This window comes from Nocardiopsis sp. NPDC055551, from assembly GCF_053619415.1.
Map to the genome: position 1 here is coordinate 789,582 of NZ_JBSHJJ010000001.1, position 15,291 is coordinate 804,872.

General features: G+C 68.3%; 12 protein-coding genes. 7 read left to right on the forward strand and 5 right to left on the reverse strand.

The window, feature by feature from the left end:
* Positions 1-92 precede the first annotated feature (92 nt).
* Positions 93-2,051 carry a BTAD domain-containing putative transcriptional regulator gene (locus tag ACWGSK_RS03265; protein ID WP_452455130.1) on the forward strand — a complete coding sequence of 653 codons (1,959 nt, stop codon included), beginning with the start codon at positions 93-95 and terminating at the stop codon, positions 2,049-2,051.
* A 161-nt stretch (positions 2,052-2,212) separates the two neighbouring features.
* Here the strand turns inward: ACWGSK_RS03265 and ACWGSK_RS03270 are convergent, their stop codons facing one another.
* On the reverse strand, positions 2,213-2,584 hold the full coding sequence (locus tag ACWGSK_RS03270; RefSeq protein WP_452455131.1) for a DUF742 domain-containing protein: 372 nt from the start codon (positions 2,582-2,584) through the stop codon (positions 2,213-2,215).
* Between the two features lie 697 nt (positions 2,585-3,281).
* On the opposite strand from ACWGSK_RS03270, the gene ACWGSK_RS03275 reads away from it, so the two are divergent.
* On the forward strand, positions 3,282-3,587 hold the full coding sequence (locus ACWGSK_RS03275) for a 4a-hydroxytetrahydrobiopterin dehydratase (protein WP_358504821.1): 306 nt from the start codon (positions 3,282-3,284) through the stop codon (positions 3,585-3,587).
* Between the two features lie 127 nt (positions 3,588-3,714).
* Here ACWGSK_RS03275 and ACWGSK_RS03280 read toward each other — a convergent pair whose 3' ends face one another.
* Positions 3,715-4,143 (reverse strand): PaaI family thioesterase, encoded by a 429-nt coding sequence (locus ACWGSK_RS03280; protein ID WP_452455132.1) that lies wholly within the window; start codon positions 4,141-4,143, stop codon positions 3,715-3,717.
* 75 nt (positions 4,144-4,218) lie between these two features.
* On the opposite strand from ACWGSK_RS03280, the gene ACWGSK_RS03285 reads away from it, so the two are divergent.
* Entirely contained in the window at positions 4,219-4,644 is a 426-nt protein-coding gene (locus ACWGSK_RS03285; RefSeq protein ID WP_452455133.1) for a MarR family winged helix-turn-helix transcriptional regulator, read from the forward strand.
* Between the two features lie 39 nt (positions 4,645-4,683).
* On the forward strand, positions 4,684-5,337 hold the full coding sequence (locus ACWGSK_RS03290) for a class I SAM-dependent DNA methyltransferase (protein WP_452455134.1): 654 nt from the start codon (positions 4,684-4,686) through the stop codon (positions 5,335-5,337).
* 487 nt (positions 5,338-5,824) lie between these two features.
* On the opposite strand, the gene ACWGSK_RS03295 is transcribed toward ACWGSK_RS03290, so the two are convergent.
* A complete protein-coding gene (locus ACWGSK_RS03295; RefSeq protein ID WP_452455135.1) occupies positions 5,825-8,197 on the reverse strand; it encodes an ATP-binding cassette domain-containing protein in 2,373 nt (790 codons plus the stop codon).
* A 144-nt stretch (positions 8,198-8,341) separates the two neighbouring features.
* Complete coding sequence (locus tag ACWGSK_RS03300) at positions 8,342-9,964, reverse strand: AMP-binding protein (protein ID WP_452455136.1); 1,623 nt, start codon at positions 9,962-9,964, stop codon at positions 8,342-8,344.
* A 97-nt stretch (positions 9,965-10,061) separates the two neighbouring features.
* Between ACWGSK_RS03300 and ACWGSK_RS03305 the strand changes: the two genes are divergently transcribed.
* Positions 10,062-11,075: an acyltransferase domain-containing protein gene (locus tag ACWGSK_RS03305; RefSeq protein WP_358504839.1), complete on the forward strand. Its 1,014-nt coding sequence runs from the start codon at positions 10,062-10,064 to the stop codon at positions 11,073-11,075.
* Between the two features lie 1,304 nt (positions 11,076-12,379).
* On the opposite strand, the gene ACWGSK_RS03310 is transcribed toward ACWGSK_RS03305, so the two are convergent.
* A complete protein-coding gene (locus tag ACWGSK_RS03310; protein WP_452455137.1) occupies positions 12,380-13,312 on the reverse strand; it encodes a phosphotransferase in 933 nt (310 codons plus the stop codon).
* A gap of 139 nt (positions 13,313-13,451) precedes the next feature.
* On the opposite strand from ACWGSK_RS03310, the gene ACWGSK_RS03315 reads away from it, so the two are divergent.
* Both ACWGSK_RS03315 and ACWGSK_RS03320 read left to right on the forward strand, forming a co-directional pair.
* A complete protein-coding gene (locus ACWGSK_RS03315) occupies positions 13,452-14,438 on the forward strand; it encodes a tyrosine-type recombinase/integrase (RefSeq protein WP_358504845.1) in 987 nt (328 codons plus the stop codon).
* Positions 14,439-14,468: 30 nt separating this feature from the next.
* Complete coding sequence (locus ACWGSK_RS03320) at positions 14,469-15,290, forward strand: exodeoxyribonuclease III (RefSeq protein ID WP_358504849.1); 822 nt, start codon at positions 14,469-14,471, stop codon at positions 15,288-15,290.
* Position 15,291 lies beyond the last annotated feature (1 nt).

A 15,291-nucleotide genomic window follows, 5' to 3' on the forward strand; every position in this document is an offset into this window, starting at 1 on the left:
GAGACCAGCCTGTCGGCCCCCGATGAGCAACCGATGAGCACGCGATACCGTGACCCCTGCCCGGACAGGGCAAGGAAGACGGGGGAGAGCCGGTGACCACACGCCTGGGAGTACTGGGGCCGATACGGGCCTGGGACGACCACGGCCACGACCTACCGCTCAAAGGACCCCGACACCGCCAACTCCTGGCCCGACTGACCATCGCCCACGGCCGCGTCGTCCCGGTGAACGTACTGGTCGAAGACCTGTGGGAGGACCAGGACCCACCCACGAACGCGATCGGGGCCCTACGCACCTTCGTCGCCGCCCTACGCCGGTCCCTGGAACCCGACCGCACCCCACGCACCCCACCGACCCTGCTCATCACCCAAGGCCCCGGATACGCGCTACGCACCCGCGCGGTGGACGCCCACACCTTCGAATCCGACCTGACCCGCGCACGCTCCACCACCGACCCCCACCAGGCCGCACACACCCTGGAACAGGCCCTGCGACTATGGCGCGGCCCCGCCTACACCGACGTCGCCCACACCACCTGGGCCAAGGCCGAACGCGCCCGCCTGAGCCAACTACGACTCCACGCCGTGGAGACCCTGGCCCACGCCCACCTGGACACCGGCCACACCGCCCGGGCCATCGCCGACCTGGACGCCCACCTGGCCGACCACCCCTGGCGCGAACAGGCCTGGCAACTCCTGGCCACCGCCCTCTACCGCGCCGGCCGCCAAGGCGAGGCACTCCAGGTCCTACGCCGCGCCCGCACCCTGCTCGCCCACGACCTGGGCCTGGACCCCGGACGCGCCCTGCGCCGCCTCGAACACGACATCCTCCACCAGGCCGACCACCTCGACCCACCCGAACAACCCACCAACGTGGTCGACGAGCTCTGGCACAGCACCGCCCGCGCCTACCGGGCCGCCCCCGGCCCCCGAGCCCGCCTGGAATCCACCGTGGGCCTCCTGCGCTCCCTGGCCCTGACCGGCCCCGAAGGACTGGTCGGCGCCCGACAACGCCGCGTGCAGGCCATCGACGCCGCCCGGGAACTGGGCGACCCCGAACTCACCGCCCGCGTGATCGGCGCCTTCGACGTGCCCGCCAACTGGACCCGCTCCGACGACCCCGACCAGGCCGCCCACGTGGTGGCCGCCGCCGAGGACACCCTGACCGGACTGGGCCCGAACGCGCACCCGGCCACCCGCTCCCGCCTGCTCACCACCATCGCCCTGGAATCACGCGGAACACGCTCCCCACGCCCACACCAGGCCGCGTCCGAGGCCGAGGGCCTGGCCCGGGAATCGGGAGACCCGGCCCCGTTGGCGTTCGCGCTCAACGGCCGATGGATGCAGACCTTCCACCGCACCGGACTGGCCACCGAACGGGGACGCGTCGGCGACGAACTGGTCCGAGTCTGCGCCCGCCAGGGTTCGGAATCCTTCGAGATCCTGGGGCACCTGATCGGGATACAGACCGGCGCGGCACTCGCCGACGTCGAGCGCGCCGATCACCACGCCGAAGTGGTCGAAGGGTTGGCCCACCGCCACGAACGCCCCTTGGTGGAGGTCTTCACGACCTGGTACCGGGCACTACGCCTGGACCTGCGAGGCCAGGACCCCGAACAGGTGGCCCACGCCTACCGGGAGGCGGCCGAACGCACCACCACGGCCGGTATGCCCGGCCTGGAACAAGGGCTGCGGGCCCTGGCCATGGCTTGCCTGCGGCTGCGTCATGGCCTGCCCTGGCAAGAGGAACCGGGCGCCGAGTGGGGGCCGCACACGCCCTGGGTGCTCCCCTTGCGGCTGCTCGCCCAGGACCGGACCCAGGAAGCCGCCCAAGTCCTGGACCGGTTCACCGACCCCGACCCGGGGTTGCTCATGGAGGCCCACTGGGCGCTCATCGCCCACGCCGCCCTGACCCTGGACCACCGGGCCGCACTGCACCGCGCCCACACCGCCCTGACACCGGCTCGCGGTGAGCACGCCGGGGCCCAGAGCGGGCTGTTCACCGCGGGTCCGGTCACCGACCTGTTGGAGCGCATCGAAGGCGCCCTCTGATCCCGGAGTGCCCCGCGCGTGGAAGTGCTCCGCGTGCTCACCCGCCCGGACCGGGTGCAGGCCCTCGCGGCTCCACCAGCACGTCCGATGCCGGGACCAAGGTGGTCCCGCCCGCCACGACCCTGAGCGTGTCCGGTGCCGAAAGGCGCTCTCCGCCCGCGTCACAGTTCCTTGATGCGGGCCAACACCGAACGCAGGGTTTCGGCGTCGGGTCGGTGTGTCCCCTGGGCGGAGGAGTGCACCATCACCCGTCCCTGGTCCGCCAGATCCGACAGCAACACCCGCAGCACCCCTGGTGCGAACCCCGAACGGGCCGACACCTCGGCCACCGACACCGGGCGCACGCACAGCGCCAGGATCGTCTCCAGTTCCGGGTCCAGCTCGGTCGGCTCCACCGACGGCACCGCCACCACCTGGGTGCTCAGAGCCAGGTCCGCGCGGGTGGGGTGGGTGCGGCCCCCGGTGAGTGAATAGGGGCGGATCAGGCTCGATTCGGCCGACCACCCCTGGTTCCGATGCGGTGACGGACTCATCTGCTCCCGCCTTCCATGCGGGTGAGAGTCGACGGGTGCGGGCCGTCCCGTTCCATCGGAGCGTTCATCGACCTGCCCGACCGGGTGGTCGAATCCTCCCTGTCCAGGGCCTGGCCCCGCGCTGTGGCGCTCGCCGACATCGGCATCGTCCTTCCGTCTGATCGAGGAGTTCGCGGATGCGCGTGAGGGGGCAGGGAGCGCGGTGGGGGAGAGGGCGTCGATGGTCTGGTCGGCCGCGTTCGCGGGTGGTGGCGAACAGCGCCCGCAGGTTGAACAGGGTGGGGCGGGGGCGTGCCCTTCGGGGGAGTGGTGGGCGTGGCCGGGGGCCGCGGGTGGGGGGCGGAGTGGAGTGGAGGGAGGGGGATGACCACATCGAGCCAACCCCCGCCGTGGGGGTTTGGCAAGGGGCGGTGGGTGTCCGGATCCGGCTGTGGGGTTGGGGTTTTCGCGAGCTGGAAGGGGTTCCTGGCACACCCCTCCATTCACACACTTATTAATCTACGTCGTAAAGGCGTGGGTTCGGTATTGACTCACCTCCACAAACATTGATCGAGCGGCTTCGCCGCACCGACAACAAAAGGGCTTCTTCGTGGGCGGAATGGGGGTGATGGTGGGGTCCGGCTCGGGTAGGTACCGGCCGGAACCGGCCAATCACGGATTGGCACCTCAAGCGGCACCCAACCCCGAAGGGGGAGTCATGGTCCGGCTCGATGACGAACAGATCAGGGAAGGTCTGGAGCGGCTCACGGAGTGGGAGTGGGATCCGGAGACGGTCTCGATCCACCGCACGGTGAGCCTGCCGGACTTCCTTGGTGCGATCGCCCTGGTGAGTGAAGTGGCCCAGGCCGCAGAGCAGGCCGAGCACCATCCCGACATCGACATCCGCTACAACACGGTGCGGCTGAGCCTGAGCACCCATTCGGAGGGTGCGGTCACCGACAAGGACATGGCCCTGGCGGCTCGGATCGATGAGCTGGTGGCGGCGACGGTCCCCTCGGACTGACCCCGCGGGGCGTCGGCCCTCGTTGGTCCGGCGCAGGGTCGGCCTGGTGCCGGCGGCCGGTCATCGGGCCAGCGAGGCCGTGACCGCCGGCCTTTCGACGCGTGGGTGGTCTTCGTCGGGGGAGGGCTCAAGAGCCGTTCGAGGGCGGGATCACCGAGATCGTGCCCTGAGCCACGGCGCACAGCGTCTCGACGCCTTCCTCGTCCACCGCGAACAGATCGCACCGGCAGACCACGCGGCTACGGCCCGAACGCACGACCCGGCCATGGGAGCGCAGCACGGTTCCGGTCGCGGGGCGCAGGTAGTCGATGGTAAAGCCGGTGGTGAGGACCGAGGCGCCGGCCACGGTTCCCGCTGCGAAGGTGAGCGTGTTGTCGGCCGCGTAGCTCAGGACCCCGCCGTGCAGGTATCCGTTCTGTTGGAGCAGGTCCTCGCGGATGTCCAGTTCCAGGATGGCCTCCGCGTCACCGAAGGCCGTCAGGCGGGCGCCGATCAGGCCGCTGAAGGGCTGTTCCGCCAGGATCTTTTGGGCGAACTCCAGACCGGCGTCGTTCATGGGGTCCCCTCGGCTCTCACTTTGATAGTGAAGTGAGGTTCTCGCGAACCAGGAGCCTCTGTCAAGATTCGACCCATGGCCGAACCCGATCAGCGCCTGTACTTCCTCCTGCAGCGAGCCGCGCACCGACTGCGCACCGACGCCGACCGTCGCTGTCTGGAAGCCGCAGGCGTCACCACCGCCCAACTCGGGGCCCTGTTCGCCCTGCGCGACCGCCCCGGCATCACCCAGCAAGAGCTCGCTCGCACCCTGGGATCGGGCGAGTCCGCCATCACCTCCCTGGTGGCACGGCTGACCAAGGCCGGACTGGTCACCAAGGACACCCACCCCGCTCAGTATCGTGCGGTGGTGCTGAGACTGACCTCGGCGGGGGAGGAGAGTCTGGCCGCCGCCCGACCGGAGATCGATCGGTTCAACACCGAGGCGCGGGCGCTGTTGGGGGAGGAGGGGTTCGATGGGGCGGTGGAGGCTCTGCGGAGGTTGGCCCTTTGGGAGCCCTGAGGGATCGGGGTGTCCTTGGGGTCTTTAGGATCGGTTCCCATGACCGAAGACGCTCTGTCCGTTTCCCGTGCCTATGACGAGGTCGCCGAACTCTACGCGGAGCACGCGGGTTCGGCCTTCGCGGTGGATCCGTTGCATCGGGCCATGGTCGACGCGTTCGCGGACATGGTGTGTTCCTCCGGTGGTGGGACGGTTTTGGACGCCGGTTGTGGGCCCGGGCACATCAGCGCTCACCTGGTGCGGCGGGGGTTGGCGGTGGTGGGTGTGGACCTGGCGCCGAAGGCGTTGGTCCTGGCCGGCGACGGCTGCCCGTCCGGGGGGTTCGTGGTGGGACGGTTGGAGGAGCTGCCGCTGGTGGGCGGTTCCGTGGCGGGGGTGTTGTCCTCGTACTCGATCATCCATACCCCGCCTGAACGCCTGCCCGGTGTCCTGGCTCAGATGGTGCGTGTCCTGGCCGGTGGTGGGTATTTGTTGGTGTCCTTCCAGAGTCAGGAGGACCCTACCGGGCCGGTGGAGGTCTTCGATCACCAGGTGGCCACGGCCTACCGCTATGGCGTCGACCATGTGTTGGCGCCGTTGCGTGAGGCGGGGATAGTGGAGGTGGCCCGCTGCGTCCTGGCCGGGCGTGAGGATGCTCGACGCGGGTTCGCCCAGGCGCATCTGTTGTGCCGCAAGGAGCATCCGAGCACGTGAGCGGTGTCGGGCGCGGCCGGGTGGGAATGGGAACGGCCCCGGCGAGCTGTTGCTCGACGGGGCCGTGGCGTGTGCCGGACAAATGCGGTGGTCGCCTCGCGGCGGGTTGCGCGACGCGATTCCGAACCGCCCGCGAGGGGCGTGGTATTCCGCGAAGGCGGTGTATGGCGCCCGGGGGACACTTGCTACCGCATCTGCCTGTAGTGGGTGTAACGGGTGGTGGGTTGTGAGTATTTCCGGGGTGGGGATGTTTACCGGCGAGGGATCGGGTAGGGGATTGGGTGAGCACCTGCGCACCCCGGGGATCAAGGGGGCGGCCGTAACGGCCGATTGGTCCCGGGTCGTCTGAGGCGGGTGTGGGGCCGGGCGCCTACGGGGGTTGTGCGCGCGGCCTGAGCCGGACCCTCGTTATCGGGGGATGTGCGAGATCCGGCGTAGACGGGAGCCCCCGCGGTCTTGGGCCGCGGGGGCTTTTCCCTGTCCGGGGTCAGGTGTGGGTGGTGCCTTTGACGTAGTGGGCCAGGTGTTGGCCGGTCAGGGTGGTGGCCTGGTCGATGAGGTCTGTCGGGGTGCCTTGGAAGACGATGTGTCCGCCGTCGTGTCCGGCTCCGGGGCCCAGGTCGATGATGTGGTCGGCGTGGGCGATGACGGCCTGGTGGTGTTCGATGACGATGACGGTGGTGCCGGTGTCGACGAGTTGGTCGAGCAGGGTGAGGAGTTGTTGGATGTCGGCCAGGTGGAGGCCGGTGGTGGGTTCGTCGAGGATGAGGATGTTGTCCTTGCCGCCCATGTGGGTGGCGAGTTTGAGGCGTTGGCGTTCGCCGCCGGAGAGGGTGGTCAGGGGTTGGCCGAGGCTGATGTAGCCCAGGCCGACGTCGTGTAGGCGGGTGAGGATCTTGTGGGCGGCGGGGGTGTGTGCGGGGCCCTGGTCGAAGAAGGTGTGGGCTTGGTCGACGGACATGGACAGGACTTGGCTGATGTCGTGTCCGTCCAGGTGGTGTTGGAGGACGGCGGGGGCGAAGCGTTTGCCTTCGCATACGTCGCAGGTGGTGGTGATGCCGGCCATGATGCCCAGGTCGGTGTAGGTGACGCCGATTCCTTTGCATTGGGGGCAGGCGCCTTGGGAGTTGGCGCTGAACAGGGCGGGTTTGACGTTGTTGGCTTTGGCGAAGGCTTTGCGGATGGGGTCCAGGAGCCCGGTGTAGGTGGCGGGGTTGGAGCGGCGTGAGCCGCGGATGGGTGCTTGGTCGATGGCCAGGACGTCGTCGCGTCCGGCCAGGGATCCGTGGATGAGGGAGGTCTTGCCGGAGCCTGCGACGCCGGTGACGACGGTCAGGACGCCCAGGGGGATGTCGGTGTCGACGTTCTTGAGGTTGTGGGTGGTGGCGCCGCGGATGGGCAGGGTGCCGGTGGGGGTGCGCACGGTGGGTTTGGGTGTGGTGCGGTCGGCGAGGTGGCGGCCGGTGGTGGTGGGGGCTGTGCGCAGTTGTTCGACGGTGCCTTGGAAGGTGATGTGTCCGCCGTTGGTGCCTGCTCCGGGGCCGAGGTCGACGACGTGGTCGGCGATGGCGATGGTGTCGGGTTCGTGTTCGACGACCAGGACGGTGTTGCCTTTGTCGCGAAGGCGCAGCAGGAGGTCGTTCATCTGTTGGATGTCGTGGGGGTGCAGGCCCGCGGTGGGTTCGTCGAAGACGTAGGTGACGTCGGTGAGGGAGGAGCCCAGGTGGCGGATGAGTTTGGTGCGTTGGGCCTCGCCACCGGAGAGGGTGCCCGCGGGGCGGTCCAGGGAGAGGTAGCCCAGGCCGATCTCGACGAAGGAGTCCAGGGTGTGGGCCAGGGTGGTGAGCAGGGGCGTGACGGTGGGTTCGTTCAGGTCACGGACCCAGTGGGCGAGGTCGCTGATCTGCATGGCGCACAGGTCGGCGATGCCTGCGCCGTTGATCTTGGCGGAGCGGGCGGTGGGGTTGAGGCGGGTGCCCTGGCATTGGGGGCAGTCGGTGAAGGTGACGGCGGTGTCGACGAAGGCGCGGATGTGGGGTTGCATCGCTTCGCGGTCCTTGGCCAGGAAGGTTTTGCGGAGTTTGGGCAGGAGGCCTTCGTAGGTGAGGTTGACGCCTTCGACCTTGACCTTGACGGGTTCGTGGTGCAGGAGGTTGTGGAGTTCTGTGGGGGTGTAGTCGCGGATGGGTTTGTCGGCGTCTACGAGTCCGGAGGCGGCGTAGAGGCGGGTGGTCCACAGGTTGTCGGATTTGTATCCGGGGATGGTGAAGGCGCCTTGGTTGATGGATTTGGTGTCGTCGTAGAGGTGGGTGAGGTCGAAGTCGGTGATCTTGCCGCGGCCTTCGCAGTGGGGGCACATGCCGCCTTGGCGGCTGAAGTTGACCTTGGTGGCTTTGGCTTGTCCGCGTTCGACGGTGATGGCGCCGCCGGCGCGGACGGTGGGGACGTTGAAGGAGAAGGCGTTGGGTGCGCCGATGTGGGGTTGGGCGATGCGGCTGTAGAGGATGCGCAGGAGGGCATTGGTGTCGGTGGTGGTGCCGACGGTGGAGCGGGGGTCGGAGCCCAGGCGTTCTTGGTCGATGATGATGGCGGTGGTGAGGCCGTGGAGGAGGTCGACGTCGGGGCGGGGGAGGGTGGGCATGAAGCCTTGGAGGAAGGCGCTGTAGGTTTCGTCGATCAGGCGGCGTGATTCGGCGGCGATGGTGTCGAAGACCAGGGAACTCTTGCCGGATCCGGAGACGCCGGTGAAGACGGTGAGTCGGCGTTTGGGCAGGGTGAGGTCGACGTTGTGGAGGTTGTTGGCGCGGGCGCCGTGGATGTCGATGGTGGGGTGGTCGTCGGCGGGGTGGGTGGTGTTCATGTGTGCTCCCGGTGTGTGCCTGTGCTGGTCAGGCTATGCCGGGGGTGGGGGTGAGGCTTCTTTGTTCGTGATGGGTGTCGGGTGGGTTTTGGGTATGGGTGTGGCCCCGGTCGGGGTGGTGGCCGGGGTGTGAGGGTGGGGGTGTCAGCGTAGGTGGGAGCGGCGCATTTTGCCTGAGGCGGTGCGGGGGAGTTCGTTGACGAAGTCGATTTTGTGGGGTGTGGCGTGGGGGGCGAAGTGGGTGGCGACCCAGTCGCGTAGTTCGTCGGCGAGTTCGGGGGTGGGGTGGGTGTGGGGTCGCAGGACGATGCGGGCGCCGACGAGGTGTCCGGCGATGTCGTCGGGGATGGCGTAGACGCCGACTTCGTCCACGGCCGGGTGGGTGGTCAGGACGGCTTCGACTTCGGTGGGGCCGATGCGGTAGCTGCGGGTGATGATGGCGCCGTCGTCGCGGGTGTTGAAGTGGAGGTTGCCTTGGCGGTCGATGATGCCGGTGTCGCCGGTGAGGTGGTGGGTGTGCTCGGGGTTGTGGCGGATGTCGATGGTGTTGTCGTAGCCGTGGTAGCCCTCGAACCAGTCCAGGGGGCTGGTGGGGTGGTGGATGGCGATGCGTCCGAAGACGCCGGCGGGTGCGGGTTGGTCGTCGATGGGGTCCAGGACGTGGATGTTCCAGCCGGGTAGGGCGGGTCCGATGGCGCCTGGGGGTAGGTGGTGGGTGTGTTCGGGTAGTTCGGGGTCGTTGGGGATGCCGGCGCACCAGCCGAGTTCGGTTTGTCCGTAGTGGTCGCGGATGGGGACGCCGAAGAGGTCGGTGGCCCAGTCGATGACGTCGGGGGCGAGGGGTTCGCCGGCGCTGGCCAGGTTTTGGACGATGATCTCGGGTGGCAGGGCTTTGGTGGCTGCGCGCAGGGTGCGGTAGGTGGTGGGGTCTGAGGCGAAGTTGGTGACTTGGTGTAGGCCGAGGACGTCGAGGGTGAGTTCGGGGTCGAAGAAGCCTGCTCGTAGGGCCAGGGAGTTGTGGCCGGCGAGTAGGGGTGAGATGAGGCCGTGGTAGAGGCCGTAGGCGGAGCCGGGGTCGGCGGTGTTCCAGTAGGTGTCGTGGTCGGTGAGGCCGAGTCCGTGGTGGTGGTAGGCGTGCATGGCGGCCAGGGCGCGGACGGGGACGCGGGCGCCGCGGGGTGGGCCGATGAGGTTGGAGACGTAGAGCAGGGCCAGGGTGGTGTCGGCGGTGGTGGTGGGTGGGGGTGGTGTGGGGTTGGGGTGGGTGGTGAGGGTGGTGAGGGTGTGGTCGCCGGGGCGTAGGGGGTGGGTGCCGGTGGTGGCGATGTGCCAGGTGGGGGGTGTGGGGTGGTGGGGGCCGGGGTCGAGTTTGGTGCGGTATTCGTCTTGGCAGATGACCAGGTGGGCGCCTGAGTCGGTGAGGCGTTGGGTGATGGCGTGGGGGGCCAGGGAGGACAGGAGGGGGACCAGGACCGCTCCTAGGCGCCAGGTGGCCAGGGCGGTGATGGTCAGGTCGATGCCTTTGGGCATGAGGGTGGCGATGCGGTCGCCGGGGTTGATGTCGAGGGTGGCCAGGCCGGCGGCCAGGGCGGTGGAGCGTTGGTGGAGTTCGCCGAAGGTGAGGGTGGTGGCCTCCAGGGTGGGGCCGATTTCGGTGGTGGCGGTGGTGTGGGGGTTGTGGCGTTCGCAGAGGAGGTGGGCCACCGACGTGGTGGGGGTGTGGTAGGTGGCGATCCAGTCGCGTAGGAGTTGCGCCGGGTCCGACATCGGTGGTGTTCCTTGTTCTTCGGGTGGTGGGTGGTGTTTCAACACTATGTGCATCTGTGGGTCGCGTCTCACTGGTGGGTGGGTGCAGGATGTGGTCATGGACAGTGCTCTTGTGGTGGAACGTTTCGGTTTGGGTGAGGATGTTCGGGGGTGGTTGGCGCAGGCTGAGGCGTTGCCGGGTGCGGGGTTGAGTGTGCCGGTGGGTGCTGGGGCGGAGCGGGTGTGGGAGTTGTTCGCTTTGGCCGAGGCCGATCGTGTGGAGGTGGCGGACCTGTGGCCGGGTGAGGGTGATGGCGGTTGGCCGCCGGAGTTGTGGTACTTGGTGGATTTGATGTGTCGGCGATTGTGGGCCGATCGGGATCTGCCGATGGGGGAGTGGCGTCCTTGGCCGAAGTTGGTGGAGGTGGAGGACGCGCGGGTGCGGATGGCGTCGCTGGTGGCGTTCGCCGCGATGGTGCCCGAGCAGTTCGCCCGGCATGCCTCGTTGGGGATCGAGGAGTCGGTGACGGTGGCGACGTTGGCGGATGTGGGTGTGCAGGTGGCCCGGTCGCGGTGGTTGTTCGGGCGTTTGAGTGTGGAGACGGCGGCGTGGGTGGCGGCGCAGTTCCGGGGTCGGTTGTATTGGGTGGGCGGGTTGCAGTTGGAGCCGGCTCGTTTGGGTGATCAGGGGCCGGTGACGTGGTATTCGCCGCAGGAGGCGGCGGGGTCGGGTCCGGGGATGGGTGTGGGCGATCCGGTGTTGCGGTTGCACATCCCCACGGGTGGGTTGGATCCGGTTTCGGTGGATGGGGCGTTGGCGCGTGCGCGTGGGTTCGCTCGGGAGCATTTGGGGATGGATCCGGTGGTGGCCACGTGTACGTCGTGGTTGTTGGATCCTTATTGGGGTGAGGTGTTGGGGGAGGGGTCCAACATCGTGCGGTTCCAGCGCAGGTTCACGTTGGTGGGTGAGGGGTCTCCGGGTGAGGGGGATGTGTTCCGGTTCGTGTTCGGGATGGCGCGGGTGGATGTGGGGGCGGCGCCGCGGCGGACCCGGTTGGATCGGGCGGTGGTGGAGCGGTTGGAGTCGGGTGAGGGTTTGAGGGTGTGCACGGGCTGGTTGCCGTTGCCGTGAGGTGTGTGGTGTGGGGGTCGCCTGGTGTGGGTGGCCCCCTTTTTTCTTTGTGCTTGGGGGTTGTGGGTCGGGGCATTTTGCCGCCGCCAATGATGGGAGCCCTGGGCGGGTGGTCGGTTCCCTGGTGGGGTTCTTCGACTCGGGTGCGGGGTGGGTCCTGTGGGGTGTGGTCCTTAGGGATGTTGGATGTGGCCGTCTCGGTGGGAGGGCTGTGTGGCGGAAGGTGGGGGCTTTGTTGTGCGCGGAGGGGTTCGTCCGGGTGTTGTCCACCGGTACCTCCGATGCCGAGGGCGCTGACGGGAGGATGCTGCCGGAGCTGGGCGTGCTGGAGCTTTCGGAGCGAGTGGTCGGGCCGGGGCGGGCGTTGTTGTCGGGTCGGGTGATGGGGTTTGGGCGCCGAGGTGGGTGTGTGTCGGTGGTCGTGGGGAGGCCCGCGACCATTCAACTTGACATAATGTGCATTATCGGCGTTTTGGGGAGGCCTGTGGGGAAGGGGTTCTTGTGTCTGTGTGGGTGTGAGGGAACGCGGCGTGGGCCGGCTGTGCGTCCGTCGAGGTGGGTCTTGTGGCGGGCTGGTGTGTGGTGCTGAGCGCGGTGGGTCGTCCACGGGTCGGCGAGCTCGGGCCGGCGTCGAGGGGCGTTGTCGGGTGATCGTCGATTCGGGGCGCTGTGTGTGCCTGGTGGCCGAGCGTGATGCCTGCGAGTTCGAGCCTGGCGCACGTGTGGGTGTTCGGGCAGGTCGTTGGTCTGTGGCCTGTGGACGACGGCGTTGTCCGGTGTGTGGGTCGCGCAAGGGTCGTCGGCGGCTTGCGTCCTGATGCTCACCCGGAGTGGCCTGGGTGTTCGTGCGCTGCGGCCCCGACCGCGCCCTCGCCGGCACGGGTGAGCACTCGGGGCCGTGGGTCTCCCCGTTCGCGGCTCGGGCCGGTGGTGGGTGTTTCCGAGCGACCACTCTCGCTGGGCGATATCTCCATGTTTCATGCATAAACGGTGTTATGCATCATTTTGAGGTGTTTTGGCGACACATGACCGTTTTAGCGTGCGAGTGACGAAGAGGCATGGCAGGTAGTGCACGCCCCCTCTTGCCTTGTGGCCGGGCAGGTGCTTGCGCCACTCCTCTCTGCCCCCGTGCTTTCGAACAGATGTGCGCCTGACTGATGGGGTCCGGCTTCCTCGCGTAGGCACGAACCATCGCCCCTTCTCCCCCGCCTCGGCGGCCCAAGAGCCGGCGTCCGTCCGTATTTCGACTGAATGCGCAGTTCAGGTCGGGTGAACACACGCTCCCGCTCCCCCGGCGCCGGCGCTCACAGTCCCAGGGCGGCACGCACCTGAGGGTGTTCGAACGTACGTACACACCAGGCGAAGTGGCCGTCCTCGCCCCGATCCGAATAGGCGTTGGCGCCCGCCAGCCCATAGGCGGCCCGATACACCAGCGCGCGCTCGCGCTCGATGCCCGACTCCCCCACCCATCGGGCCAACAGGGTCTGGTCGAACTCGCGGGCTCGGGGCCCGTACATGTCGTAGAACCCGGCGGCGGTGGCGGTGTCGAACAGCGGATCGCCCGCCGTGGTGTGAAAACCCCAGTCCAGTACCGCGGTGGGCTCGCCTTGGGGGGTGGCCAGGATGTTGGGCGGGCACAGGTCGCCGTGCACGATGCGCGCGGGTGGGTCGGGGACGCGGTGCAGGCGTTGGGTCAGTGCGCCCAGCAGGGTGTCCAGGTCGGGAAGGGCGGCGCGCAGGGAGGGGGCGAAGCGCCTGGTGCGGCGTTGGACCAGGGCGGCCAGGGCCTGTCCCCACATGGTGTGGCCCTCCCACAGGGGGCGGGTCTCGTCCAGGACCGGTAGGGCCCGGGTGGCGGCTCCGGCGTGTGTGCGGGCCAGGGCGGCCAGGACGTCGGTGAAGGTGTCCTGGGCTTGGGCGTGGGTGAGGGTGCCTTGGGTGAGCAGGGTGTCCAGGGCGGTTCCCCTCAGGTGGGGTTCGATGGTGATGGTGGTGTCGTGGTGGTGGCGGATGTGGAGGATACGGGGGGTGGCGAAGGGTGGGTGTTGGGCGGCGAGTTCGTCGTAGAAGGCTTGGAGGGGCAGCAGGTCGGTGCTGGTGCGGGTGTGCCAGGCCTTGGCGATGAGGTCGTCGCCCAGGGGGCCCGGGCCCAGGTGGTGGACGGTGCCTTCCATGCCTTGGCCGAGGGGGCGGGTGTGGTGGTGGCCCCATTGGGCGTAGGTGGTCTTTGTGGTCATGGTGGGGATCAGGTTAGTTCCTGTGTTCGGGGGCCGTGGGTGTGCGACGCTCCCCCGGTGTGGAAGGGGATCGGGGGCCCTCGCCGTTCGGGGTGGGTGGTGCGCGCACACCCGTGCCGAAGCGGGCAGGATGTGGGGTATGAGTGGCGATGCTGTGTTGGTGGAGCAGGCGATCGAGCGGTATTTGGTGGCGCGGCGGGCCGCCAAGCCCTCGCCGCACACGGTGGCGGCCTACCGGCGGGATCTGGTGGCGGTGTCGGGGTGTGCGGCGCGGGTGTTGGGGTGTGGTGTCGATGGGGTGGTGTTGGGGTCGTTGACCTCGCAGGTGTTGCGGGAGGCGTTCGCGGATTTCGCCGAGGAGCGGGCGGCTTCGAGTGTGTTGCGGGCGTGGTCGACGTGGAACGGGTTCTTTTCGTTCTGGGTGGCCGAGCAGGTGGTGGCGGGTAATCCGATGTCGGCGGTGCCGCGGCCGCGGGTGCGTCCTTCGACTCCCAAGCCGTTGATGGGTGAGGACACCCCGGAGCGGTTGTTGGAGGCGTTGGCGCGGGGTGCGCGTCGGGCGCGGGATCCGTGGCCGGAGCGGGATCTGGCGGTGTTGGCGTTGGCGTTGTTGACGGGGATGCGGTCGGCGGAGATGTTGTCGCTTCGGGTGGAGTCGTTGGGTGGGCGCCCTGGGGAGCGGCGGATTCGGGTGGTGGGCAAGGGGGGTGGGGAGCGGGTGTTGCCGATCGAGGTGCCGTTGGAGGCGTTGTTGGAGGCGTATTTGGTTTCGCGGCGGGCGCGGTTCGATGGTCCGGTGCGGGGGTCGGACGCGTTGTTGGTGGACAACCGGGGCCAGGGGTTGCGTCGGGGTGGGTTGCAGTACTTGGTGAAGCAGTGTTATCGGCATGCGGGTGTGCATGATCGGGTGGCGCGGGGGACGTTGGTGCACGCGTTGCGGCACACGTTCGCTACGAGGTTGGCCGAGGACGGGGCCTCGGTCACCGAGATCATGCATTTGTTGGGGCATGCGTCGGTGACGTCGTCGCAGGCCTATATCGAGGTGACGTCCAGGGCTCAGCGGGAGGCCGCCGGGTCCAATCGCACCTATGGGGTGTTGCGGAGGTTGGCTCAGGAGGGGGCTTGAGGGGGTGGCGTGGTGGCTACTCTGTTGGGCGTGAACGAGTCGAGTTTTGTTGTGTCCAGTGTGAACGTGAACGGGTTGCGTGCGGCCTCCAGGAAGGATCCTGGGTTCGTGTCGTGGTTGGGGGCCACGGAGGCGGACGTGGTGTGTTTGCAGGAGACGCGTGCCGAGGCCGATCAGTTGCCGGCTCATGTGGTGGAGCCGGATGGGTGGCATGTGGTGTTGTGTCCTGCGGTGGCCAAGGGTCGTGCGGGGGTGGCGATCTATTCGCGGGTGGTGCCCGATGCGGTGCGGGTGGGTTTTCCGGGCACGGAGTTCGAGGACGCGGGCCGGTATGTGGAGGCTGATTTCGGTTCGGTGACGGTGGCGAGTTTGTATCTGCCCTCGGGTGAGGTGGGTACGCCGCGTCAGGAGGAGAAGGAGCGTTTCATGGAGATGTTCCTGCCCTTTTTGGTGGAGCGGCGTGCGGAGGTCGAGGCGTCGGGGCGTGGGTTGGTGGTGTGCGGGGATTGGAATATCGCGCACACTGAGGCGGATTTGAAGAATTGGCGGGGGAATCGGAAGAATTCTGGGTTCTTGCCGCAGGAGCGTGCTTGGTTGTCGCGGGTTTTCGATGAGGCGGGGTATGTGGACGTTGTGCGTTCGTTCTTCCCTGACCAGGAGGGCCCGTATTCGTGGTGGTCGTATCGGGGTCGGGCCTTTGACAATGACACCGGGTGGCGGATCGATCTTCAGGTGGCCACGCCGGGTTTGGCGGGTGGGGCACGTGAGGGTGTGGTGGAGCGTTATCCCTCGCGTGAGGAGCGTTGGTCCGATCACGCGCCGGTGACGGTGCGTTACGCGGTACGGGGATGAA